Here is a 25,626-nt window from a genome sequence, read left to right on the forward strand (position 1 = left end):
CAAAGGGGCGGAAATCGCCCCACAGCCTATTATCTTAGAGCCATTTGCGGATCAGGCGGGAAAGCTATCTCTTGAATCTCTCCCGGTTGTCCCAAAGGTTTCGCTTGGCTTTCGTTATACGAAACAATCACGCCGCCTGCATTTCCAGCCCGAACGATCACTTGTCGATCGGCAGTCCAAGTCCGCTGCGTTCCCTTGGGCAATTCACCCTCAAACGCCACTTTGTCATCTGCCATCACCCGCACCCAAGACTCCTCAGCAACCGTTACTCCCACGCGAACAGGCTTGTTAGAAGCGGGCGCAGGAGAAATGGTCTTAGTGTTGGCAGGTTGCTGTGCAGGCAGAGTCGGACCCAACGGAGCAACAGGCGCAGCGGGCTGTTGTAATTCCACCACTGGAACGGAAGCTTGAGTCGATCGATTCAGAAAATAAGACAATCCATTCACCGCCCCGAAAATCAGCACCATATACATTAAGTACAAGTGCATCGGTCGCAATTGTGCCCCAGGCAACGCTCGCCAAGAAGTCCGAATCGTCGGTAAAGCCATCACGCCTGTTGTCGGAAACTCGCTGGCAAATTCCACCCCGTTTAACCCGATCGCATCTGCGTACTGGCGAATAAAGCTGTGAATATAAACGGGTTCAGGAAGATCCTCGATCTTTCCTTGTTCGATCGCTCTTAATAGCCGGGGTTGAATACAGGTTGTCCCTGCCACTTTTTCGAGCGGAATCTCTTGTTTCTCGCGACGATCGCGGAGTTGATTTCCCAACTCTGCCAGCCGTTCTGCTTGTTCTCGATTCGTTTGGAGGGTCTTCTTCATCTGGGCGGCTCCTTCGTCTGTGCTGGCAACTTCTCTAACGCCGGGTTCATTCCCTGTTTGAGTACACGAATTTCAGAATCTTCTAGTGGGCGGTACTGTCCCGCTGGTAACGGGGACTTGCCCGGTGGGTGGAGTTGAATTTCTCCGATCGCAGTGCGGTGAAGCTGGAGTACGGGATGTCCCAACTGTTCCGCGACGCGACGAATCTGCCGATTTCTACCCTCGCGAAGAATGACACGCAGTAATGTACTAGATGAAGTACGGCGTAACACATTCACCGATGCGGGTAAGGTTTTTCGGTTGTCCAAGATAACGCCTTCGCGCCATTCCTGCAAGACCGATCGTGACACTTCTCCTTCGACCCAGACCTCATACGTTTTCGGAATGTGATGGCGAGGATGAGTCAGATAATGAGTCAGCTCTCCATCGTTCGTCAACAGGATTGCTCCGGTCGATTCTACATCTAATCGACCGATCGGATGAAGTCCTTGTCTTTGTCTTAAATTCTTTTGTAAGAGTTCAAGAACAGTCGTTCGATTCTGAGGATCGTCGCAGGTCGAAACGACTCCGGCTGGTTTGTGCAGCAGAAAGTAGAGAAATTCTGGACGATCGACGATTTGAATCAATTGCCCATCCACTTCGACGCGATCGCGTTCTGGATCGGCTTTTTGACCTAATTCTGCGATCGAGCCATTTAATTTCACTCGTCCTTCTAAGATCATCTGTTCCGCCTGACGACGCGAGGCGATTCCCCATTGCGAAAGAATTTTTTGAACCCTCTCAGGCATAAACTCTTGACTCAGGATGAGTGTGAACAAACGATGAAGCAGAAAAGTGGCGACTGTATATCTACCAATATGTACAAATATTACACTAGCCTGTATTCAGTAAAATGGCGGAACAATCGGCTGATTCAGAATTCTGAATCCGTTGACAGAGAGCGATAAGTATTCATGAAGTCCGCTCGATCGGTAAAATGAGTTGCAGCCAAGCTCCGCCATCAGGATGATTTTGGGCGCGAACCGTGCCTTGATGTGCCTCAACGATTTGGCGCACGATCGCCAGTCCCAAACCGCTGCCACTGGTCAACTGAGTGGCTTCCTGTCCCTGATTTTGACGCGATCGTGAGGGGTCTGCTCGGTAGAATCGATCAAAGACATATTCGATCGAGTCTTCAGGAAAGCCTTCACCTGAATCGGTGATGTCGATTTGGACTCGCGGTTTCGAGTTTTCCGGCAATGTTGTTTCGACTCGAATGACGCTACGAGGTGGACTATATTTCAAACTGTTATCGAGCAGGTTCAGAAGGACGCGGTGCATTCGAGCTTCGTCGGCTTTGAGAATAACCGACTCTAAGCCGTTATAGGAAAACTGAACTTGTTTTTCGCAGGCAAGCGGTTCGAGACTTTGCCACGCAGAATAAATGAGTTTGACGAGATCCACGGAAGTTAAGCGCAATCGCTGGGACGGATTCAAATCGAGTTGACTCAGATCAAGCAAATCTTGAACTAATCGACTGAGGCGAATCGTTTCATTGAGTAAGCGATCGATCCATTGTCTGTTCGTGGGTTCAAGCCGAGGCTGTAAGGTTTCAGCGACGAGCCGAATCGAGGTCAGGGGTGTTCTTAGTTCATGCGCGACATCGGAAATCCAACGATCGCGCTGTTGGGCTAAATTTACGGTTTCTTGACGATTTTCGAGGTAGACTCCCACTTCCCCATCTTGCAAAGGAAAAGCGATTCCTCGAATCGGAGTCGATCGAGCTTGTGAGAGATCTTCAGCATCAGCGGAGATTGAATAAAATAACCATTCACGCTGGTGAGGCTGATTGCGATCGCGGGCTTTTTCAATTAGCGAATCGAGTTCATACGATCGCACCAGTTCCAGCAATAATCGGGGTGCGTAATCGTCCGCCTGAGTAATTCCTAGAAGTTCCCCTGCTGCGGGATTGCACCAAATTAACTGGTTTTCTTCATCAACTTGGAGATACGCGATCGGGGAAAGATTTTGAATCTGTTTCCAAGTCTCGATCGAGCGTTCTAACTCTTCGAGGCGTTCTTGATTGTGGTGCATCAACATCGACAAACGAGAAGTCACCGACAAATCGATCGCGGCTTCGTCGGGGGGTAAGTCTTTTGTTAAATGATTGATACGGGAACTGAGTTGTCCTCGATAGAGTGTGAACGGCAGAATCCCGATCGCAAGTCCAGCTAGAAACCAGAGAACAGACACAGGCAGCGAGGGGGCTAGAGGGCGAGTTCCGCGATGTGCTTGTGCCCTGGTGAATGGAATTCGCGGCTATACAAGCAAAGTCTGCCCTATGCGGACTGACTAGGCTTGACTGTTAGTGTGCGGAGGCACACTTTGCTTGTATAGCCGCGGTTTCAACCGCCAAGCTACAAGTCACACATCGCGTTAATGTCCCTTTAGCTTAACCGAATCGATAGCCGAAGCCCCGTACCGTGACTAAATACTGAGGATTACTTGGGTCGAGTTCCAGCTTTTCTCTTAGCCAGCGAATATGTACATCAACGGTTTTGCTTTCTCCGATAAAATCGTGACCCCAAATTTTCTCTAGCAGTTGATCCCGTGACCAGACCCGCTTGGGATGCCGCAAGAAAAGCTCTAATAGCTTGAACTCTTTGGGTGAGAAATTGACGACTTCACCGCGAACTGTCACGCGGCATTCTTGTGGATATATCGTCACGTCTTGAAACTGCAACGTTGGAACCGTTTGCGTCGTTTGAAACTGTTGATGACGGCGTAATAAAGCACGACAGCGGGCAACCAATTCCCGCATTCCAAACGGTTTCGTCAGATAATCATCGGCTCCAACTTCCAAGCCAACGACGCGATCGGTTTCACTCCCTTTCGCGCTCAACATCAAAATCGGAACGCTGCTTCCTTCGCGGCGCATCCAGCGGCAAATATCTAAACCGTTCACATACGGCAGCATCAAATCGAGAATGATCAAATCTGGGATTAAGGATTGATCGGCATCTTGACTGAAAGCCGCTTGCAAAATTTCCAGCGCTTCACGACCATCAGCAGCGGTCATGATTTCATAACCTTCATCGGACAAGGTGAGCGCGATCGTGTCTCGGATTAACTGTTCGTCATCTACAACCAAAATCCGACCGAGAGTGAGTTTGGGTGTGACGGGTGAAGCTTCTGTCAGGAGCGTAGGCGGCATAAAAGTGCGTCTCTACTTGTCGGCAAAATTCTACCATTGATCCAGCAGTACGTATGCGTTTATACAATTTTTCAATCTTTAGCTAATAAATAGCCAGATCGGAATTGTTACCAAAATGACGATCGTACTGAGTGCGATACTACTGGCAGCAAGATCCGGGTCTAAGTTGTATTCTTCTGCCAAAATCAAGCTTGCAAATGCAGTGGGAACACCTGCCATAATGGTCAGAGAGAGTCGCGCATCGTGATTCAGTCCTAAAATTGCGACCGCGATCGCAACCAGACTCGGTAAAACTAACGCCTTCAGCAATACCGAAATTGTAGCGGTTTTCAAGCTCTCGATTCCTTTTAACTGAATCAATCGCATTCCCATTAAAAGAAACGAGGCTGGAATTACGAATAAAAGTGAAGAATGTACGATCGTTTCTGCCCAGTCTGGAAATGGAATTGATTGGGTCGAGTAGCTGGCGGCAAATGCCCATAGGGTCGGAACCGTGATCAGATCCCGCAACAATGTCCAGATTGAACTCTGATTTTCCGATCGACCGTAGTGACTCGCAATCAGAACACCGATCCCATAGGTTCCGATGAGGTTCTGAGTGACGCTGAAAAAGACTGCCCAACTTAGATCGCCATCGCCAATCAGTGCGGGGATCAGTCCTAGTCCGACAAATCCTGTATTGCCGAGCATCGAGGCGATCACAAATGTGCCTTGAGAGGATCGATCAAGCGGCGGCAACCAAGCATCGATCGCGCTTAACCAAGTCGGTTTCGAGACAGTTTTGAGCCAGACCAAAACTTGCAGCGTGATCCAAGCGATCGTTAATCCTGTGCCCAGAGTTGCGATCGTAATTGCAGGAACTAATCCCACATTCGCAGCAAAATTTGTTTCTCGCACGAGAGCGAAAATCTGCCACGGAACCCCGATCCAATATAAACTTCGCCCTAGAAATCGTGGAAACGATTGCGGCAAATATTTGAACAATAAAGCACCCACCCCAGTCCAGAAGATCAAGGGGGTATAAGCGTGTACCAAACTTCCGATCATGCCATGCCCCGCCACTGGGCGCTACTCCCTGCACCATCGTAACGGATTGTATCCCCAAATAGAGCAGTCAGAAGGCGGACATTTTTCAGAAAAGATTATTGCCAGTCTTTAATCCGCCATTGATTGTCTTGTCGCACCAAAGTGTAACGAACGGACATATCTCGATCGGTTTGAACTTCTCCCGTCTGACCGCCCGGAAAATACTTCCGCACTTCGGTAACAGTTGCTCTCACAGTGGCTTGATTTGGATCAGTCGGGTTGGCTTCAACACTATCGACTTTGACTGCATGATCGTACTCGATGTGTAAGTTATCCCGCTTACTTTCTTCGGAATTCCGCTGCCATTCAGAAAGTCTTGGATCGACTAAAACTTGCGAGAGCTTTGAAGTATCGTAAGTTTTGCCCATTGCAAGTCTTTTTGCGTTGAGCCAAGTCTCTAGAACTTTTTGTGCTAATCCTTGAGTCATATCGCCAGACAGCGAAACAGCTTGCTCAACGGGGACTAGATGCACAACAGGCTGATCGAGTTGAACTGGAATCGCGTCATTCGCGGTTTGAGTCGTCGGATTCATGATCGCTCTCAAGGCGCGAATCATTAGAAATCCGAGTCCCATCGCCAGCGCAAGTCCGAGAATAATGGGAATCCAGCGCGATCGACGATTCTCTCTGGGTGCTCTTGCTCTTGGTTCTTCGTGATCGGGTTCTTGATGCCGCGCTTGCGGACGAGGGCGACCATTTCGAGACGAACGCGAAACCGTCGATCGAGTTTCAGTTCCGTTGCCTGCGAATTTTGTCGATCGTTCTGATACGGCAACATCAGTCGCGGCTAAAGTGGCGGTTGCCGATCGATATCCGCCGTAGTTTTCTTCTGTCGCTGTCGTTCTCGATCGACCATTTCGCGATGCGGCTCCGTTGCTCAATTCATGGTGAACTAGTCCACGTTCTGCCATTGACCAATCGGTAATTACTTCACCATCGATCGGCAGTTCTTCTAGATAAGCCTGAACTTGTTCATCCGCAAAATAGTCTTTTAGCAAAGCTTCCCGTTTCGCCAAATCGCGAAAGTGGGGAAATACATCATCTTGCAGCCAGCGTTCCGAATATAGGCACAATCCTGGTAGTAGATCCGGTGCGCCTTGTGAATTTTCGCGAATAAAGGCAAGCGGTTCGTATTCTTGAGAAAGTTCTAGAACTCGGCTGGCTTCTTCTGTTTGTCCGAGCAATAAAGCACACACCGATTGTTCGAGGTGAACATCTTGCCGAGTGCCAAGCCGTAACAACATTAATTTGGCTCGTCGAATCAAAGCAGGCTGATGGTCTGCGAATCCTCGTGCAAGAAGAGCATACACCGCTAAATAAGTTGCAACAGCAGACGGGCGGCGGGATTCTTCCTCAAATAAGGCTTGTTGCTCTTCAGCCGTTAAATATCCGCGCAATTGTTGAATAAATCTGAGGAAATCATCGATACTCAAGCCCGACTGATCGTTTCCTGTGCCATCTATGCCGCCTCGTTCCCGCAGCATATCTTTGAGCAGGCGTAATCCTTGTTGTCGATCGCGCTGTTCGTCATCGGGCATCGCCAACAATTCTAGAATGCGATATGGGCGCAGCTTGTAGAGATCGGATTGAATTTCGCCTCTGACACCCGCAAACAAGCCTTCACGCAATAACAATTCCTGTCCGGTTTCGAGTGCTTCAGCGGCACTTTCGTATTGTCCTTGCTGCCATTGTTCGCGACCGAGTTCGAGGCAGGCAAGCGCGATCGTCAAAACAATATCTGAAAGCGCAATTCGGGGATCGCCAAATCGACCATCGCGAATCGAAGCCGTTCCGCTGCTGAGATAGGGTCGTCCAATTTTTAGAACAAGCTCATATTCGCCCAATTCCTGAAGAATTAAGAGCGCTCCGATCAAATGCTTATCGTCTAGCTCTATTGTTGCCGCATCAGCATCATTTTCATATTGAAGCCCTAACAATTCCTCATCGACCGCTTTTCTCTGATCAGGATCAGACAGAATTGTGTAGGCACGATCGAGTAAATTCCGACGAGTCGCGATCGCGGCTTCGGAGTACTCACGGCGGGGCAGTTGTAAAGTGCGATCGCGATGAGCTTGCTTCAACTGGTCTGCCGTCGCTTGCATTGGCAGCCCTAAGATTCGGTAATAGTCGAGCGGTATACGCACAGGTCACGTCCCCAGCAGAGAATCGAGGTAAAAAAAGAGAATGACGATCGAATTGACAGACATCATACCCTGTAGATGCAAAATCAGCCGCGTTACGCAACTCGGAAACAGTCATCCTAACAATAAAGGTATCTGTTTACTGAGGGAACCACTACAAGATAAATAAATCTTGAAGTTTGTCAACCTGGAGGGGTTGATCTGTTACGGTTTCCGGTTGCAGCATTTGATCTTTGACACTTCAGGAAGGTATTTTAGATTAGATTATTCAGAATGGCGCGAGATTATTAAAGCGATCGTATTTGAGTTGTGAAAGCGGAAAAAAGTAGGGAGTGGGGTGTAGCAGTACGAGAAAAACTGTTTTACTTTCTCCCCACTCCCTACTCCCCACTTGTTCTAGGATTGCTATATATTGTTCGGTCTGGGGTTATTGCAGCGAGGTTAAGTAGTTCTCATGGTTCAAGAAAGAGCATTTCCGGCATTTCAAACAGCACCCGCACAAGTGACCCGCGAAGAAGGATTGATGCTGTACGAGGATATGGTGTTGGGTCGCTTCTTTGAAGATAAGTGCGCCGAAATGTACTATCGCGGCAAGATGTTCGGCTTCGTTCACTTATATAACGGTCAAGAAGCGGTTTCGACCGGTGTAATTCGGGCGATGCGTCCGGGTGAAGATTATGTCTGTAGTACCTATCGGGATCACGTTCATGCGCTTTCTTGTGGGGTTCCTGCCCGCGAAGTGATGGCGGAACTGTTCGGGAAAGCAACCGGATGCAGTAAAGGTCGCGGTGGTTCGATGCACTTGTTTTCGGCTGAACACCGTTTGTTAGGTGGATTTGCCTTTATTGGTGAAGGCATTCCGGTGGCGACTGGTGCGGCGTTTCAGTCGAAATATCGTCGGGAAGTGATGGGCGATGAAACTGCGGATCAGGTGACGGCGGCATTTTTCGGCGATGGCACGACGAATAACGGGCAGTTCTTTGAATGCCTGAATATGGCGGCGTTGTGGAAGTTGCCGATCATTTTTGTGGTTGAGAATAACAAGTGGGCGATCGGGATGGCGCACGATCGAGCCAGTTCCCAGACTGAGATTTACAAGAAAGCCAGCGTGTTTGGTATGCCCGGTTACGAAGTTGATGGCATGGATGTGTTGGCGGTTCGGGGAGTCGCGCAAGAAGCGGTGAGACGGGCGAGAGCGGGTGAAGGTCCGACTTTGATTGAGTGTTTGACGTATCGATTCCGGGGGCATTCGTTGGCTGATCCGGATGAACTGCGATCGAAAGAGGAGAAAGAGGCTTGGTTGGCGCGTGATCCGCTGAAGAAGTTTTCTGCTTATTTGATTGAGCAGAATTTGGTGAAGCAGAGCGAGATTAAGGAGATTGAGAAGAAGGTTCAGACGTTGGTGGAAGATGCGGTGAAATTTGGATTGGAAAGTCCTGAGCCTGATCCGAGTGAACTGTATAAGTACATTTTTGCTGAGGATTAGATTTATCTTCGAGCGATCGCAGTTCTAAATTAGTCGTGAATGCGGGGTTGATCGTGCCCCCTAAATCCCCCAAATTTGGGGGACTTTGAACTCTGAAGTCTGCTTAGAGTTGGAGAAATTTTTCTAGCTCAAAGTCCCTCAGAATGGGGGATCTAGGGGGTTTTAGGGCATTCCACAACTCAGACACGATCGCTAAAAAACTCCGATTCCAAGATAAAGGGATCGGAGTTTCAGTATCAACAACTTAATCTCTTAACACCAGCTTTCTTGATGGGCTTGGCGTTTTGATTGAATGTTTCCTAAGTGTTTTTTTACCGTATCGATCGTAATAAATAACCGAGACGCAATCTCTTTTCGAGACAGATTACAGCGCTTGAGAAACCAGACCTCAGCTTCTCGTGGAGTTAGCCCGAACTTTTTCGCTTCGGTCACTGCTAGACTTTGCAGCGATCGCTGTTGATCTTCCAATCGAACGAGCAGACAAGGCTCCTCTAATTGCAGCCATTGAACGCGGATTCGATAGGTTTGAAAATTCTCAGTTTTTAACTCAGACTCGATCACGAGTGGTCGATCGCCATACCATTCGCGACTTTCCATCAACGCTTCACAGGAACGCCAGACCTCAACGGGATAGTGCTCTTTCGGGTTTAGTTTTTGGCAGAGTTCGATCGCAGCAGTATTGGCGAATACCAATTCACCATTTGGACTGACCAGCAAAATACCATCGACTAAACCTTCAAGCACAGACAACAGGAAATCATTAGAAGTATTAAGAGCCATATTCATCATCTTCAGGGGCGAATGAATTAATACGGAAGTCAAGCAGTTGAGTTCCGATAAGGCTGAATACGGTTGGGACATTGGTTTTATGCACCCGATTCACCTTTTCTCTGACGATACGCGACTAAAGTGCGATCGACAGTATGAAAAGGTTAGTGATTTGGGGTTATAAAACGTTATTTCACCAAACCCAACTTTGTCAGAGAATTAAGGTGTCCGTAATTTCCCTGAGTGCGGTTGAAGCGGTAAATATCTGTCAAACGAGAATAATCAGTAAGGGTGAACTACCGTGATCACGATCGAGGATGCACTGGGTGTATTGGATCGCGTGTTGCAACAGGATCGCTTGACTCATCTTCAAGAAGTCGTGTTCCGATGCGCTTGGGAAGGGTTGACGTATGAACAGATTGCAACGGCTGAAGATTACGATCCGGATTATATAAAGCTGGTTGGGGCGCAATTGTGGCAACTGTTGTCCGATCGATTGGGGCAACGGGTGACGAAGAGCAATTTCCGCGTTGCCATGCGCCAATTTACCCAAGTCGATCGCCCAAAAATTTCGACTGTTTCCCAGACGCTGATTGATTGGGGGGAAGCGGTGGACGTGTCGGGGTTTTGTGGACGATCGCAGGAGTTAGAGACACTCGATCGCGCGTTGACCGAGGAGCAATGTCGATTCGTGACAATTCTGGGTATGGGAGGCATTGGAAAAACGGTTCTCTCGGTGAAGTTGGCGCAGCAGGTACAGGGGAAATTCGAGGCGGTGATTTGGCGATCGTTACAAGATGCGCCGCCGCTCGATGTAATTCTTTCAGATTGGATTCCGTTTCTGTCACGTCAACAAGAGACGGAACTGCCGGATACGGTCGATGGAAAGTTGGCTCGATTGATGCACTATCTACGATCGTCTCGCTGTCTTTTGATCCTCGATAACGTTGAATCCATTCTAGAGATTGGCGATCGTGCTGGACATTACCCGATCGGGTATGAATCTTATGGCGAGTTGTTTCGTCGAATTGGGGAAACGGTACATCAAAGTTGTCTAGTGTTGACCAGTCGCGAGAAGCCGAAAGAAGTTGCGGCGTTAGAGGGGCAATTTGTTCGATCGATTCGCTTGGAAGGTTTGGATACGACGGAAGCGGGCGAATTTCTCAAGCCCAAACAGTTAGAAGCAAACTCGAAGACATTTCAGCGGTTCATTAATCTCTATGGTGGAAATCCGTTAGCACTTAAGATTGCGGCTTCTACGATTCAAGATTTGTTTGATAGTGATGTGAGTGAATTTCTCACCCAGGGAACAGCCGTATTTGGTGGCATCTCGGATTTGTTAGATGAACAGTTCGATCGCTTATCGGATCTTGAACAGCAAATCATGTACTGGATTGCCATCGACCGCGACGGGGCTTCTTTGTCAGAGCTTGCAGAGGATCTCGTTCCTGCGATTCCGAAACGTCAATTGATTGAAGCTTTGGCATCTTTGGCGCGAAGACCGATCGTAGAAAAGCGAGGATCAAAATTCACGCAGCAGCCTGTCGTAATGGAATATGTGATCGATCGCTTTATCGATCGGATTTATCAAGAGTTTTGTTCTGAGTCGTTTCAATTATTGATGTCTCATGCGTTGATTAAAGCGACCGTTGAGGATCATATTCGCGATCGACAAATTCGGATGATTATGCAGCCATTAGTTGATCGGCTTACTGCTCCGACACATTGCCACACGGATTTAGAGGATAAGCTAAAAAATGTTCTAGTCAAACTCAGACAACACTATGGTTGTGCGCCTGGATATGCAGCAGGTAACATTCTGAATCTATTGTGCTGTCTGAAAACTGAATTAACGAACTATGACTTTTCAGGTTTAGCAGTTTGGCAAGCACAGTTACAAGGAGTGAGCTTACACCAAGTTAATTTTGCGAATGCTGACCTGAAGAAATCAGTCTTTTCTGAAACGCTAGGAAATGTTTGGTCTGTAGCATTTAGTCCTGATGGAGCAACATTAGCAGCAAGTGATACGGCTGGAACAATTCATCTTTGGAATGTTCTAGATGGGCAAAAAATCCTTACTTGCGATGGTCATCAGCATTGGGTGTGTGAGATTGCATTTAGTTCAGATGGGAATTTGATTGTTTCGGCAAGTGGAGATAACACTGTCAAAATTTGGAGTGCGAAAACAGGTGGATGCTTGCGAACATTGACCGAGCATCAAGATTGGGTCATCTCGATCGCGGTTTCTCCCACGGCTCCGATTCTCGCAAGTAGTAGCGCCGATCGCACAATCCGACTTTGGGATCTGCATACTGGCAAACTGCTAAAAGTATTAGAAGGACATCAACATTGGATTTGTAAGATTGCCTTTAGTCCTGATGGTCGAACGATAGCCAGTGGAAGTGACGATCGCACTATCAAGCTTTGGGATGTGCAAAGTGGCGATTGTTTGAAAACGATCGAAGGACATACGAATACAGTTCGAGGTGTGGCATTTAGTCCAGATGGAACAATGCTGGCAAGCGGTAGCGAAGATGCAACGATTAAACTTTGGGAGATTGAAACCTCGAACTGTATCAGGACATTAGCAGGACATTTGGATCAGGTTCGATGTGTGAACTTTAGTCCTGATGGAACACTGTTACTGAGTGGTAGCTTTGATGAAACGATTAAGCTCTGGGATTTAGCTTCTGGTAAGTGTTTGAAAACATTACAGCAGCATCGAGGCGTTGTTCGATCGACAGTTTTCAGCCCAACCGGAAACATGATCGCAAGTGGTAGCGCCGATCAATCTGTTCGACTCTGGCACACTCAAACAGGTGAATGCTGTAAGACCTTGCAAGGCTATACCAATTTCGTACTATCAGTTGAATTTAGCTTTGATAATCAGTACCTAGCGAGTACTAGCACCGATCAAACGGTGAACCTTTGGGACAGTAAGACAGGAGCTTGTGTGAGTAGCTTTTATGGACATGAGAATTGGGTTTGGACAGTAGCATTTAGTCCAGATGATCAATTGCTTGCAAGTGGTAGCTTTGATCATACGATTCGGGTGTGGGATCGATCGACAAATCAATGCCTAAAAGTGCTACGCGGTCATACAAACTGGGTTTGGTCAGTTGCATTTAGCCCGAATGGAACAACGCTTGCGAGTGGTAGCTTTGATCAAACGATTCGATTGTGGAATCCCAATACTGGTGAATGTTTGCATATTCTCGCGGCTCAGAGTCGAATTTGGTCGATCGCTTATAGTCCCGATGGTGAATTCCTTGCAAGCGGTGAAGAAAATCATTTGATCCATCTCTGGAATCCGCATACAGGTCAATGTTTGCAAACCTTAGAAGGACATACAAATCGAGTGATGTCGATCGCATTTAGCGCAGATGGCAAACGATTAGTCAGTGGCAGCGAAGATGGTACTGTCAGAATTTGGGATTTGAAATCAGGGCAGTGTGAGAGCGTGTTTCAGAGTGGCGATCGCATTATGTCAGTAGCATTCTCCGAAGATAGTCATTACATTGCGAGTGGCGGAGTGGATCAAACGGTTAGAGTCTGGAATCTCAAGTCTGGGGACTGTCAGATTTTGCGGGGACATCTCGATCGGATTTGGTCGGTGAAGTTCGATCGAGATAGTTCAATTCTTGCAAGTGGTAGTGAAGATCAGACCGTTCGGCTTTGGAATGTGGAGACTGGGGAATGCGTCAAAGTTCTACAAAAACCACAGCCTTATGATGGAATGAACATTACAAATGTGAGTGGAATTACGAATGCACAGAAAACTACATTGAAAGCATTAGGAGCGATCGACGTTCATTGAGAGATTTGTGGATTGTGGCGTAATTCGTTCATGCACAAACCCGCCCGGAAATGAATCTCCGGGCTAATTGAGGGAACCCCTCTGAAGAGGGCTGAAACTGCTGTCTGAGGGGGCTTCAGCCTCCTTTCTCCCATTAGCCCGGAGATTCATTTCCGGGTGGACTCAATCGCAGCGATCGACGTTCATTGAGGCAGTCTCACCTCGAATGTTGTTCCTGCATTGATTTGACTATTGACGGTGATTGTTCCGCCGTGGAGTTCAACGCAGCGTTTTACAATGGCTAAACCTAATCCCGTTCCTCGAATCTTGCCTGTGTTTTGACCTCGATAAAACGATTCAAACAATCGCGGTAAATCATCCTCAGAGATGCCGATTCCTGAATCTTGAATCTGAAAAATCAGACACTCCGGTTTACACTTCAGCCTGAAATCGACAGTTCCTCCTGCTGGAGAGTACTTGATTGCATTTGATAAAAGATTGCTAAGAATCGATCGAACTAATCTTTCATCAATGTTCACTGCTTGGCAATCTCCCTCATGCGTAAACACTAATCGATGTTGAGAGGTTGCATTTTCTTGTGCTTCTTCAATCAGTCCACCACACAACTCATCTAGATTGATCATTGTCGGTGTGAATTGAACCATTCCAGCTTGATCTTGACCGATCAGCAATACATCTTCCATCAACTGCTGCATTTGCCGCGCTGCAAAAACAAGACGCTCAAACTGCTGATTTTTCTGAGTTGCTGACATCTGATCGCCATACTGCCGCAGAATTTGAGCCGCCACTAAAATACTACTTAAAGGATTGCGAAACTCATGCGTGACCATTGAAACAAAGCGCTCTTTGATTTGTGCAAGTTCACTTTGACGCTGTATCTCAATCTTTTCTGCAACGTGCGACTCTAGCGATCGCGCCATCTGATTAAACGCTCGTGCTAATTGTCCAAGCATTCCAGGCTGAAACGGAGGTTCAACTCGTGCGCTCAAATCTCCCTTGGTTAGCTGTTCAGTAGTATCTAACAATCGGCAAATCGGACGCTGAATCGCAATCACACTAAAATACCAAGTTGCACCAATAGCAAACATTGCGATCGCTGCAAGCCAAATCAAATTCTCGATCGTATTTCGTGTCGCTTGAGCATAAATCTCCGATTCTGGAATACTCACAATCAATCGCAGGTCTGGAACTTCTTGCGGTAGCAGATACGAGAATGCAAAAAGCTGTAAATTTCCGTCTGCTCCTTTCTGAATCGTGGTTGAATTGGTTTGCTGTGTCTGTAGCTCTTTGAATAAGTCTGTGTTCTCGATCGAAGTTCCCACCCACTTTTCTGGTTCAGGATACCGAGCCAGGATTACTCCTTTACGATCGACGACACTAATCGTTGATCCAGCGGGCAGTTCTTTTGCAGCTATCAATTGATTGAGCCAGTTTAGGTTCAATGTTGCAACAATCACACCTTGAAGCTGATTGTTCGCGAGCAATGGATAGCTAAATGCTAGTCCGGGTTGATTAGAAATTCGCCCAACCTGGTATTCTCCAGCAGCAAAATCTCGATCGCGAATGGTTCTCTGAAACCAACTGCGATCGCGGACATCGATCGCTCGTGTGGTCGGTGGAGCGCTACAGGTTGATTTGCCATCAATTCCAACCGTGGCTAACACTAGATACCGTTCTGATCGTTTCAGTTGCTCCATCAGAATCGTTTCGCACTGTGCCCCTCGAACCTCAGCCTTTTCAGAAAGTTGTTCTAGAGCAGTTCGGGTCTGATTCACAAGCTCATTTTGTCTCACGACAGCTTGCTGAGAGATGCGGAGTGCTTTCTCCCGAAATCGAGCTTCAAACAACTCGCGTTCCCGAATGTTGCTCATTAGAGCGATCGCGAATCCTGGAAGTGCGGCAAACAAAACAAGTAGGATTAATCTCGATCGCAATCCATCAAAACGAGAGAACATAGCGCTGACACCAACAGGAATTCGACAACTTGAGTTTTAGTAAATCATGCTTATATCCGCGCTGTCTAATCAATTGTGCGATTTTTTACCAGATTCACTGCGAAAAGTTTGAAAACTCTGGCTCTAGTTGATAGTAAAGCCGTTGATAGCGATCGAACAATTGATGATATTGCTGAGAGAGTTCAAGACTTGGAGAATGTCGATCGCGAATCCGAATCATCGATCGAACCTGTTCTAGTTGATCAATTTCCTGCACTGCATACATCGCTAACACAGCCGCGCCAAATCCACTCGCTTCAAACACTTCTGGAACGAGCACTTCGATGCCGAATATGTCTGCCATAAGTTGCAGCGAGATAGGAGAGCGGGCAAATCCTCCCGATGCCAAAATCGTTTGGCTCTTCTCAGTTAAATCACTCAATACAGTTGTAATGCTATAAGCTGCAAATAGAATTCCTTCTAGAACAGCGCGAATAAAATGCGATCGCTGATGTCGCATTGATATTCCAAAGAATACACCTCTTGCCTCTGCATTCCAATACGGCGCACGTTCTCCAGAGAGGAAGGGCAAAAATAACAATCCTTCGGCTCCCGCAGGAATTGGTTCAGCGAGTTGAATTAATCGATCGTAAGCATCTTCATAATCTCGTTCAGGTAGTCCGAACTGATCACGAAACCAGCGTAAAACAATTCCACCATTGTTAGAAGCACCTCCAATGATCCATTGTTTTTCAGTAAAGGCATAGCAAAAAGTTCTTGCTTGCGAATCAGTTAATGGTTCAGAAACGATTTTGCGAACTGCGCTACTGGTTCCGATCGTAATTGCAACTTGATCAGATGTAGTAGCTCCAACTCCAATATTCGCTAACACTCCATCGCTCGCACCTATAACAACCGGAACATTCGGATCGAGTCCCATCATTGCTGCATATTCAGCCTTCATTCCTCGTAGGATGTATGTTGTTGGAACTAATTCGCTGAACTGATCGGCTCGAATCTGTGTGAGTTCTAGAATACTTTCATCCCACGATCGAGTTCTGATATTCAACAATCCGGTTGCAGAAGCGATCGAGTAATCCACGACATATTGCTCAAACCACTGATACAGCACATATTCTTTAATTGAAATGAACTTTGCAGCTTTACGAAATAGCTCTGGTTCACAGTCCCGCATCCAGAGCAGCTTAGTCAGCGGAGACATCGGATGCAAAGGAGTTCCAGTCGTTTGATAGAGTCCGATCGCTTCTGAACTTTGCTTTAATGCTTCCGCTTGTTTTACACTCCGACTATCTGCCCAAGTGATACTTCGAGTTAAAGGAACATTGTCCGCACTCATCACAATCAAACTGTGCATTGCAGAACCGCAACCAACCGCAGCAATTTCTTGAGTTGATAAGTTCGCTTTCTGGATAGCATCTCGGACTGATTCTAAAACCGCAGTAAAAATCACAGTCGGCTCTTGTTCAGCAAACCGAGGATGAGGAGAAAGTAACGGATATTCTCGACTGGCAATGCTCTTCACTTCGCCTGTTGAGGAAACCGCGATCGCTTTGGTGCTAGTTGTACCAATATCAATTCCGATGTAGTAATTCATTGTGGCTATCTAGATCAGTCCTTAAACTATTCTATGCACCTCCTTGCTGTGCAGCCTGGAAGCGGCGATTAATTTCATCCCAGTTCACAACATTCCACCAGTTATTGAGATACTCTGCTCGACGATTTTGGTAGCGCAGATAGTAAGCATGTTCCCAAACATCGTTCCCCATAATCGGATAGCTACCTTCGCTGATTGGATTGTCCTGATTTGGTGTAGAAACGATTTGTAATTGTCCTTGAGGATTTCGCACGAGCCAAACCCATCCACTACCAAATCGATCGCCGCCTGCTTGGTTGAACTGCTTACGGAAATTCTCGAAGTTTCCAAAAGTTTGATTGATCGATTGTGCGATCGCGCCCGTGGGTTGTCCTCCGCCATTCGGACTCATAATCTGCCAGAAAATCGTATGGTTCAAATGTCCTCCAGCATTGTTTCGGACTCGCTGACGCAGGTTCTCTGGAACTGCATTGAGATCACGCAACATTGCTTCGACGCTTAGTTTCTGTAGATTCGGCTGATCTTTCAATGCGCTGTTGAGATTATCCACGTAAGATTTGTGATGTCGATCGTGGTGGATTTGCATCGTTTTTGCATCGATCGCTTTACTCAAAGCATCTGCTGGATAGGGGAGCGGCGGTAATTGAGCAGGGGAAGCACTCAGTGTTCGATCGACATAAGCAACTGGACGAACTGTACCCGGAGAGGGAGTGGGTGTAGCAGTTTGGAACACCGCTGTTTCATTCGGTTGGCAAGCAACTACGAGAAATCCAAGCACAACTGCAACTGCAACTGTAATCGGATGCTTCAACACTCTGAACATAAGCTACCTGCAAGATGATCTACTTCCAAGATTTTGACGCAATTGTGACCCAAAAGTGACAGACTTCAATCTAACTTCAGCTAGAGGAGGCGACTCGCTTGCATCTGTCACCGTGAGGCGAACTCAATATTTCTTTGCAATGTTTATGTTTTGTCCAACCTACGAATTGGGCGCAATCCCCTCGTTGCTTGCACAGCTAGATACATTTCCGAATGGAACACAGCTAGAGAATGTTCTCACCTATACGCCTTTGCAGTATCAGCTTATTTCTCATTTGCTAATCATTGGAGTGAGTGCTCAAGCGGCTGGATTTGTCTATTTTCTCACCTCCAGTAATCGATCGCTATCCCGATTTCAACCGTCTTCTAACTTATCTGCGATCGTGATGACTTCTGCGTTTCTATTGCTGCTATGGCAAACGATCGGTTGGGCAACTTCATTCCAGTTTGATGGCACTGTTTGGGGGCTTCCAGTTGGGCAGAATGGGCGCGTGATTCAGAGCGAATTCTCGAATGGATATCGCTATCTCAATTGGTCGATCGATGTTCCCTGCCTATTGGTGCAACTGTTGTATGTGTTTGATCTGACTCCACAGAAGTTCCGAAATCTGCGGACGAAGTTCATCGCTGCGGGATTGCTGATGATCTACACCGGGTACATTGGACAGTACTTTGAACTCTCGAATAACTTCTGGTTCTTGGTTTGGGGCGCAATTAGTACTGTGTTTTTCGTTTACATTTTGTACTTGGTTGGAAATCTCTTGTTCCGAGGACGCGAAAATTTTCCACATCAAGCTTATAAAGCAGTAGGAACTACTTGGTGGTTGATTCTAATTTCCTGGACGCTTTACCCGTTGGCTTATCTCGTTCCGTTAGGGTGGCAGTTTTTCCCGGAATGGGGCGGTTGGTCAGGGGTGGTTCGACAATTCCTGTTTACGGTGGCGGATGTGTTCTCGAAGGTAATCTTTGGAGTGTTGCTCTCAGCGGTGACGCAAATTCGGAGTGCTGCGGAAGGGTATGAGCCTGCGATTCAAGTGCAACCGGAAGGGGGCGCGGCGAGTCGGGAGTATATCGAACGGTGATAAGAAAAAGTCCTGCTTTGGTTGATTTCAAGGCAGGGCTTATCGATCGATGAAAGTTAGCTCAGAATCTTGCACCACTCTCAAGAAGACCATTTCTGGATGTTTCGCTCACCGCTCCATGCCGCCCTCGATTGAAATCGGGGCTAACAGAACAAAGTCCGCTAAAGGGGACTAAGAGACAATTTCAGCTTCTTCAGTCCCGTTTAGGGGACTTCGCACCGATAGCCCCGAATCTATTCCGGGGCGAGATAGTGCAAAAGACGAAGCGCCCAAAATACCTCTTGTTGAGAGTGATGCAAGATTTGAGTTAACTATCGTTGTGCAACTTCTACAAACAGTTCGTCATAGTCCTTCGCAAAGTTCACCCGAACATCCGCAAACTCACCAGGACTAACTGCTTGACTCAGAACGGTCATCACTGTTCTTGCATGAGAAGCAGCCGTTTCGATATCAACACCTTCTCGGTTTGCAATTCGAGTGTAGAACTCTTCGATCTTGAAGTTATCACCCATTTGTCCCTCGCGTCCCCGCAGACAGTCCCCTAATTCTGCTGGAAGTTGTGCTGCTAAGTTACTCGCTTCATCACCGAGCAATCTTTCGCGCATCGTTTCCAAAACAGCCTTTGTAGACTTGATCGCAGAATCACGATCGCTAAATTGTCCCGACTCTTTTACCGTTTTAATAAACTGATCGTAGTTCATGATCTAGCTCCCAAAGATGAATCACTGTTTCTAATGGTCTTGAGTTTGTCGAAAGTTGAATCTACATTTTGGTGGAAGTTTAGTAGCGAAAGACAGCCGCGATCGGAGCATCGGATGGCATTCGATCGGGTTCTACTGCATAGACTGTTCCACCATTGATGATTGTTTGTAATGCGGCTGCATCTAACAAATCCTCATCTTCCGGTTGAGCTTCGTTGTGGATTTCGATTTCGTTGGTGTCTGGATTGAATCGACCCCAGCGTTGAACTCCGACCGGGACAAATAACCGATCGATCCGCCCGTAGTAAGCGGCTGGAACAGTCTCTTCGACCTTGGTTGAGATCAAATCGGTGTCTGATAGCTCGTAGTAGTTATTGACGGCTCTCTCTTGTTCTTGAGCAAACAAAGGTTCAACGATCGACCAAGCTTGCTCGTGTAAAAAGTTGATACTATCGTCTTTTACATTGCCATGAATGCCTTGTTCCAGTAGATGCGGATAGGTATTCACTTCTCGGTAGATCGGCATTAGATACTCAACACAAGCGAGAATTAGTGGAGCGCGTCTTCCTTTGAGAAATTCGTGCAAGGGTTCATCGATCGCATAAAAGAACTGGCGATAGAGCCGAGTCACATCATCGCGATCGGGTGAACCTTGTCCATGAAATACACCTGTTGCGCTCGAAGAATTGTTGTAGTTCGATGCACCGCTGCTCGTTCCGATTCTGAACTGTCCTTGCTGTTCGCTTTCGTCGTACTGAAGAACTTCATCCATGTTCTTCGGTAAGTTCGGAATCTGGATTTCTCGAATGTGATAGTGATCGCCTTCAAAGATTTTGACCTGTTTTTGGCTCAGTTCAAGCACATAGAAGGTTCCATCTCCAGCCAGCAAGGGTAGTAGCGGTTTGAGATGAAATTGATCCGTTACAACTACCAATTCAAATAAGTCACGTGGAACTTTGTAGTAGCGATAGAATCCATCGGTGATAAAGAGTGCAAGCCCTCGATCTTGTTGCTGCCAGAAATCATCTTCGTGCTCGATCGCTTCTAAAACTGGGCGCAAAAATCCATTCGCTTCATCTTCAGACAGTCCCGTTTCTTGCATCTTTTGGACTGCTTGCCGAATCAGATTCTTAAAGCGAATTTCGTTCTGTCGCGTTTCTGGACCTGCGACCACGGTTGGCATATAGATCGAAATGCTCCAGCTTTTAGGCTGTTCGATTAGTGCCTTGACTTGTTCAACGGTTAAAATGCTCACGGAAACCTCCAAGTTAAGAATTACTGCGGGTCGTTTTCTGCTGTTTCTGTAGGTCGCTCAAACGCCGCTTCGTTCACCGGAGTAACATCTTGATCATCCCGTGTGTAATCTGCTTCTGTAGGGGTATCGCCTGGATTGAGATCAATCTCGCCGTTTTGATTGGTATTCGGCTTCGTTGGACTTGTTTTATGACTATTGGATTTTGCCATGACAGTTCTCTAATACGCTGTATCTTTATTCAACTAACGTTCAGATAAGCGAAATCCATCGGAAGAAGTGTAAATGTAAACTTTCGTTTCTACCTCTAAGGTGCGTTCCAAAAGTGACGAGACTACCCCATCTACAGAGGGTAATTTGGGCATTGCACGGCACAGTAGAGGAAACGAGCAGAAGACCAGTCCCCATGATGCAGCCGCGATCTTTTCGACAACAATTTCACCTGTTTCTAGATCAGTTCAAAACCGATTTATGGGAGTTCGGCAATTTAGCTTGGCTGTTTGCCATTATCGATCGCACAATCACCGCCTTCAAAGATGGATTCCCTTCAGCCGTTGATCTGGCGCAAATCTTTGTGGTGGCATTGATCGCATTTGGCTGGTTACTCCTCAGTCCAACTTCCGAAACGATGATGTTGGAACTCTACGATCGCTTTCAGCCGATTTTCTCGTTTGAACCTTCCACTCCAACTCCGCCTTCGATCGAGCGATTACAACGATTCGGCTATCAGCAAACGCTCTCCTGGCGCGGTTGGAAAGTTCATCACACGGTCTTTCCGAATCCGAGAAGCGAAGTTCCCGTCATTTTTGTTCATGGCTTTGGTGGCTCGATCGGACATTGGCGGCAGAATATGTCGGTCTTGTCTAAATCCCATAGTGTGTATGCTTTGGATCTATTAGGTTTTGGAGCTTCGGACAAGCCTGATATTAATTACTCGATCGACCTTTGGACAGAGCAGCTTTATGAGTTCTGGCAATCCTGCGTGGGTAAGCCTGTGATTCTGGTAGGAAACTCGATCGGTTCTCTAGTCTGCGCTGTGACTGCTGCGAAACATCCCGAAATGGTTCGCGGTGTGGCGATGATTAGTTTGCCAGATACATCGAGCCATCATGAAGCAATTCCGGCAATCATTCGCCCGATCGTCCAATTCATTCAAGACATTTTTACGTCTCGCTGGTTGTTGTACCCGTTATTTTTCTTACTGAGACATCCTCGGATCGTTCGCCGATGGGCTTCGATGGCTTATGCAGGTCAAGAAGCGATTACTGACGAATTGTTAGAGATATTGTCAAAGCCTGCCCGTGAACGAGGATCAGCCCGCGCTTTCTGTGCCATTCTCAAAGCGATGACGCATCCGAACTTTAGTCCGAATGTTCGATCGATTCTCAGCAATATTCGCACACCAGTCTTGTTACTCTGGGGCAAACAGGATCGAATGATCCCTGCTGCGTCTGCCCGTCAATTCCTTCAGTACAATCCGAATCTCAAACTAATTGAGCTAGACGATGCGGGACATTGCGCCCATGATGAATGTCCAGAGCGCGTCAATGCAGAACTAATCAACTGGATTCGTTCTGAAATCGTTCGTCCAACTTCTCGACCAAAAGTCCTTCTACAATCCTAGAAGGCTGTAAAATCAAACTGATCTTTAGGTTCAAATGAACCTCTTTGGAGCGGGGGAAATGGCGCTAATTGTTCAAAAGTATGGGGGAACTTCGGTCGGAACGGTCGAACGAATTCAAGCAGTCGCACAACGAGTCAAGAAAACGGTAGAAGCTGGAAATTCTGTGGTCGTCGTGGTTTCAGCGATGGGAAAGACCACAGATGGATTGGTGAAACTGGCAACTGAGATTTCTCCGACTCCGAATCGGCGTGAGATGGATATGTTGCTTTCGACCGGAGAACAGGTGTCGATCGCGCTTTTGAGTATGGCACTCCAAGAAGCTGGACAGCCTGCCATTTCGCTCACAGGTGCTCAGGTGGGCATCCTCACCGAATCGCATCACACTCGCGCTCGCATTCTGAAGATTGAAACCGATCGCTTAGAGCGTCATTTACAACGCGGTGAAGTGGTCGTCGTTGCTGGATTCCAAGGCGTGAACAGCACCGAAGATTGGGACATTACGACTCTCGGACGCGGCGGTTCAGATACTTCAGCAGTGGCACTAGCCGCAGCCCTTAAAGCGGACTTCTGCGAAATCTATACCGATGTTCCTGGCATTCTCACGGCTGATCCTCGCTTAGTCGAAGATGCTCAACTGATGAGCGAGATTACTTGCGATGAAATGTTAGAGCTTGCCAGCTTGGGTGCGAAAGTGTTGCATCCTCGTGCCGTGGAGATTGCGCGAAACTATGGAATGCCGCTCGTTGTTCGATCGAGTTGGACAGATGATCCCGGAACTTGGGTTCGTTCTCCCAAACCGCTTCCTCGACCGCTCGAAGGTTTAGAAATTGCGCGTCCAGTCGATGCAGTAGAATTTGATACCGATCAAGCAAAAGTCGCCCTGTTACGGGTTCCCGATCGTCCGGGTGTTGCGGCTCGATTGTTCGGTGAAATTGCCTCTCAGAAACTCGATGTCGATCTGATTATCCAATCGATTCACGAAGGTAACACCAATGATATTGCTTTTACCGTTGTCAAAAATTCTCTAGTTCGTGCGGAAGCCGTTGCAAATGCCATCATTCCGGCATTAACCGCGGGTCATCCGATCTCACCTGAACTTGCTCCCGATGTGATGATTCAGCAGAAGATCGCGAAAGTGACGATCGCAGGTGCAGGCATGATCGGTCGTCCGGGTGTTGCCGCTCAAATGTTCTCAACTTTAGCGGATGCGGGCATCAATATTCAGATGATCTCGACTTCTGAAGTGAAAGTGAGTTGTGTGGTTGATGAAGTAGACTGCGATCGAGCAATTGCGGCTCTGTGTGAAGTCTTCGAGGTGTCTCGATCGGGGATGAAATCCAAAGACGCGATCGTGCCCACTGCCGCAGCCGTTCGAGGTGTTGCACTCGATCTGAAACAAGCACGAGTGGCTGTTCGACATATTCCCGATCGCCCAGGCATGGCAGCAAAGATTTTCCAACTATTGGCGAAGCATAATATCAGCGTCGATATGATCATTCAGTCGCAGCGGTGTCGAATGATTGATGGCACAATGACACGCGATATTGCCTTTACCGTGGCGCAAATGGATGCGGACAATGCGAGACAGGCACTAGAAGCAGCGCGATCGGAGATTGGCTATGGAGAAGTGGTAGTCGATAATGCGATCGCGAAAGTGAGCATTGTGGGTTCGGGAATGGTTGGACAACCCGGAATCGCGGCTCGAATGTTCGAGGCATTGTACAAGCATTCCATTAACATTCAGATGATTGCGACTTCTGAGATTAAAGTGAGTTGCGTGGTAGCAGAAGATCAAGGGGTGATGGCACTTCAGGCGATCCACGCTGCATTTGAACTGGCGGGAACTCAGCGAATCGAGGTTTCGGCTTAATTTAGGAATGCGATCGACTGTTTAGAGTTTCTGCCCATTTAGTAGAATCTGGTGCTACTAATGGGCAGATTTTAATTCGTTTCAGCCGTTTGTGACCTGATCCAAAATCAGCGATCGATTGCGATAAGATTGCATCATTCCTTTCACCTCAAAGATTTTGGGTACTCTGAAATCTCTGATTCAGGCAAGCTGATTATGACTCCTGCGGAACTGAAAACCTATCTCGATCGCTTAGTGCGTCAAAATCTACAAATCAGCACCATGATCTGGGGAGCACCCGGAATTGGTAAATCGAGCATTGTTAGCCAAATTACTAAAGAACATCAAATCGAGTTCGTAGATGTCCGCCTCAGTCAACTTGCTCCAACTGATTTACGTGGCTTACCTGTTGCAGAAGATGGAATTTCTAAGTGGTATCCGCCTGAGTTCTTGCCGCGTGAAGGAAACGGCATTCTGTTTCTTGATGAGATCAACATGGCTCCCCCTGCAATGCAAGGAATGGCACAGCAATTGATTCTCGATCGACGAGTCGGTTCTTACAGTGTTCCTGATGGTTGGTTCGTTTGGGCAGCGGGCAATCGCAAAGAAGATCGTGCAGCCGTGTTTGATATGCCTGCTCCACTTGCGAATCGCTTCTTGCATCTGCAAGTTGAACCCGATTTCGATAGCTTCAAAGCCTATGCTCTAGAAACCGGAGTGCATGAACAAATCATTGCTTTCTTGTCTTACCGTCCAGCACTGTTGCACAAAATTGATCCACAACAACCTGCTTGGTGTTCTCCTCGATCGTGGGTGATGGCGAGTGCATTACATCAAGCAAAACTGAGTATTGCACCTGCGATCGGAGTTGGAGCAGAAGCAGAATTTCTGGCATTTTTAGCACTGTATCAGAACTTGCCAGACTTAGTTTTGATTTTGGAAGGAAATGGCGATCGTGTCAGTTTTCCAACCGAGCCATCGGCGAGATTTGCAACTGCGATCGGGCTTACGGTTCGAGCGATCGATGCAACTCAGGCTTACAATGCGTTTACTTGGCTCAGTCGAGTTGCTACTGCGGAATGGGTACAACTCTTTGCAGTAGATCTATTCCGAGTGATGCGAAGTCGGGGACAGATGGGAGCATTGGCAAAGTTAGTTCAGCGAGATCCGCAGCTACAAAAATTCTTAAAAGACTTCCAACAATTGATTGGGTTGTAAATCTTATGAAATAAAGGAAAGTAGCAGAAGCATTAAGTTTATCGATCGAGGAAGTGCAAAGTCGATCGCAGAGCTAAATCTCCGTTACGACCTGGTTGACTGACAAAACTGGAGGAGAGGAGCAAAATCCCGTAATCTAGTGGATTACCACATCAAACTAAATTACTGCTATGGAAAATGCTCCTCGCCTCTATGATGCCGTGTTTAGCATGTTGGG

20 protein-coding genes are annotated in these 25,626 nt (G+C 47.3%); 7 read left to right on the forward strand and 13 right to left on the reverse strand.

The window, feature by feature from the left end; genetic code table 11:
• Positions 1 to 29: 29 nt before the first annotated feature.
• The 6 genes from ACQ4M5_RS25610 to ACQ4M5_RS25635 all read right to left on the reverse strand — a co-directional run bounded on the left by ACQ4M5_RS25610 (position 30) and on the right by ACQ4M5_RS25635 (position 7,244).
• Positions 30 to 821: a helix-turn-helix domain-containing protein gene (locus tag ACQ4M5_RS25610; protein WP_430678546.1), complete on the reverse strand. Its 792-nt coding sequence runs from the start codon at positions 819 to 821 to the stop codon at positions 30 to 32.
• A complete protein-coding gene (locus ACQ4M5_RS25615) occupies positions 818 to 1,609 on the reverse strand; it encodes a pseudouridine synthase (protein ID WP_430678547.1) in 792 nt (263 codons plus the stop codon). The genes ACQ4M5_RS25610 and ACQ4M5_RS25615 overlap by 4 nt, the downstream gene beginning before the upstream one ends.
• Before the next feature lie 163 nt (positions 1,610 to 1,772).
• Positions 1,773 to 3,053 carry a sensor histidine kinase gene (locus ACQ4M5_RS25620; RefSeq protein WP_430678548.1) on the reverse strand — a complete coding sequence of 427 codons (1,281 nt, stop codon included), beginning with the start codon at positions 3,051 to 3,053 and terminating at the stop codon, positions 1,773 to 1,775.
• A 199-nt stretch (positions 3,054 to 3,252) separates the two neighbouring features.
• Positions 3,253 to 4,014 (reverse strand): response regulator transcription factor, encoded by a 762-nt coding sequence (locus ACQ4M5_RS25625; protein ID WP_430678549.1) that lies wholly within the window; start codon positions 4,012 to 4,014, stop codon positions 3,253 to 3,255.
• Positions 4,015 to 4,092: 78 nt separating this feature from the next.
• On the reverse strand, positions 4,093 to 5,061 hold the full coding sequence (locus ACQ4M5_RS25630; RefSeq protein ID WP_430678551.1) for an AEC family transporter: 969 nt from the start codon (positions 5,059 to 5,061) through the stop codon (positions 4,093 to 4,095).
• 95 nt (positions 5,062 to 5,156) lie between these two features.
• Positions 5,157 to 7,244, reverse strand: coding sequence for an IMS domain-containing protein (locus ACQ4M5_RS25635; protein ID WP_430678552.1), 2,088 nt, complete (start codon positions 7,242 to 7,244; stop codon positions 5,157 to 5,159).
• Between the two features lie 451 nt (positions 7,245 to 7,695).
• Between ACQ4M5_RS25635 and pdhA the strand changes: the two genes are divergently transcribed.
• The gene (gene pdhA / locus ACQ4M5_RS25640) at positions 7,696 to 8,727 is read left to right on the forward strand and encodes a pyruvate dehydrogenase (acetyl-transferring) E1 component subunit alpha (RefSeq protein ID WP_430678553.1); all 1,032 of its coding nucleotides are present in this window, start codon (positions 7,696 to 7,698) and stop codon (positions 8,725 to 8,727) included.
• 252 nt (positions 8,728 to 8,979) lie between these two features.
• On the opposite strand, the gene ACQ4M5_RS25645 is transcribed toward pdhA, so the two are convergent.
• Entirely contained in the window at positions 8,980 to 9,507 is a 528-nt protein-coding gene (locus ACQ4M5_RS25645) for a LuxR C-terminal-related transcriptional regulator (protein WP_430678554.1), read from the reverse strand.
• 46 nt (positions 9,508 to 9,553) lie between these two features.
• On the opposite strand from ACQ4M5_RS25645, the gene ACQ4M5_RS25650 reads away from it, so the two are divergent.
• The gene (locus ACQ4M5_RS25650; protein WP_430678555.1) at positions 9,554 to 9,679 is read left to right on the forward strand and encodes a hypothetical protein; all 126 of its coding nucleotides are present in this window, start codon (positions 9,554 to 9,556) and stop codon (positions 9,677 to 9,679) included.
• A gap of 117 nt (positions 9,680 to 9,796) precedes the next feature.
• Positions 9,797 to 13,312 carry an NB-ARC domain-containing protein gene (locus ACQ4M5_RS25655; RefSeq protein ID WP_430678556.1) on the forward strand — a complete coding sequence of 1,172 codons (3,516 nt, stop codon included), beginning with the start codon at positions 9,797 to 9,799 and terminating at the stop codon, positions 13,310 to 13,312.
• 182 nt (positions 13,313 to 13,494) lie between these two features.
• On the opposite strand, the gene ACQ4M5_RS25660 is transcribed toward ACQ4M5_RS25655, so the two are convergent.
• The 3 genes from ACQ4M5_RS25660 to ACQ4M5_RS25670 all read right to left on the reverse strand — a co-directional run bounded on the left by ACQ4M5_RS25660 (position 13,495) and on the right by ACQ4M5_RS25670 (position 17,684).
• On the reverse strand, positions 13,495 to 15,267 hold the full coding sequence (locus ACQ4M5_RS25660) for an ATP-binding protein (protein WP_430678557.1): 1,773 nt from the start codon (positions 15,265 to 15,267) through the stop codon (positions 13,495 to 13,497).
• A 94-nt stretch (positions 15,268 to 15,361) separates the two neighbouring features.
• Positions 15,362 to 16,861, reverse strand: a complete 1,500-nt coding sequence (locus ACQ4M5_RS25665; protein ID WP_430678558.1) for a gluconokinase — start codon at positions 16,859 to 16,861, stop codon at positions 15,362 to 15,364.
• Between the two features lie 31 nt (positions 16,862 to 16,892).
• Entirely contained in the window at positions 16,893 to 17,684 is a 792-nt protein-coding gene (locus tag ACQ4M5_RS25670; protein WP_430678559.1) for a superoxide dismutase, read from the reverse strand.
• Between the two features lie 55 nt (positions 17,685 to 17,739).
• Here ACQ4M5_RS25670 and ACQ4M5_RS25675 point away from each other — a divergent pair, with 55 nt between their 5' ends.
• A complete protein-coding gene (locus ACQ4M5_RS25675) occupies positions 17,740 to 18,765 on the forward strand; it encodes a bacteriorhodopsin (protein ID WP_430678560.1) in 1,026 nt (341 codons plus the stop codon).
• Between the two features lie 311 nt (positions 18,766 to 19,076).
• On the opposite strand, the gene ACQ4M5_RS25680 is transcribed toward ACQ4M5_RS25675, so the two are convergent.
• The 3 genes from ACQ4M5_RS25680 to ACQ4M5_RS25690 form a co-directional block, all read right to left on the reverse strand.
• The gene (locus tag ACQ4M5_RS25680; protein WP_430678561.1) at positions 19,077 to 19,466 is read right to left on the reverse strand and encodes a DUF2267 domain-containing protein; all 390 of its coding nucleotides are present in this window, start codon (positions 19,464 to 19,466) and stop codon (positions 19,077 to 19,079) included.
• Positions 19,467 to 19,545: 79 nt separating this feature from the next.
• Positions 19,546 to 20,721 (reverse strand): hypothetical protein, encoded by a 1,176-nt coding sequence (locus tag ACQ4M5_RS25685; RefSeq protein ID WP_430678562.1) that lies wholly within the window; start codon positions 20,719 to 20,721, stop codon positions 19,546 to 19,548.
• A 20-nt stretch (positions 20,722 to 20,741) separates the two neighbouring features.
• Positions 20,742 to 20,930, reverse strand: coding sequence for a hypothetical protein (locus tag ACQ4M5_RS25690; protein WP_430678563.1), 189 nt, complete (start codon positions 20,928 to 20,930; stop codon positions 20,742 to 20,744).
• A gap of 194 nt (positions 20,931 to 21,124) precedes the next feature.
• Here ACQ4M5_RS25690 and ACQ4M5_RS25695 point away from each other — a divergent pair, with 194 nt between their 5' ends.
• From ACQ4M5_RS25695 to ACQ4M5_RS25705, 3 genes are all read left to right on the forward strand, one after another.
• The gene (locus ACQ4M5_RS25695) at positions 21,125 to 22,342 is read left to right on the forward strand and encodes an alpha/beta fold hydrolase (RefSeq protein WP_430678564.1); all 1,218 of its coding nucleotides are present in this window, start codon (positions 21,125 to 21,127) and stop codon (positions 22,340 to 22,342) included.
• A gap of 58 nt (positions 22,343 to 22,400) precedes the next feature.
• Positions 22,401 to 24,212 (forward strand): aspartate kinase, encoded by a 1,812-nt coding sequence (locus ACQ4M5_RS25700; protein ID WP_430678565.1) that lies wholly within the window; start codon positions 22,401 to 22,403, stop codon positions 24,210 to 24,212.
• Between the two features lie 195 nt (positions 24,213 to 24,407).
• Positions 24,408 to 25,409: an ATP-binding protein gene (locus ACQ4M5_RS25705; RefSeq protein WP_430678566.1), complete on the forward strand. Its 1,002-nt coding sequence runs from the start codon at positions 24,408 to 24,410 to the stop codon at positions 25,407 to 25,409.
• Positions 25,410 to 25,626: the final 217 nt, after the last annotated feature.

Source organism: Leptolyngbya sp. AN10 (assembly GCF_050565645.1).
In the GTDB taxonomy this organism is placed as follows: domain Bacteria; phylum Cyanobacteriota; class Cyanobacteriia; order Leptolyngbyales; family Leptolyngbyaceae; genus Leptolyngbya.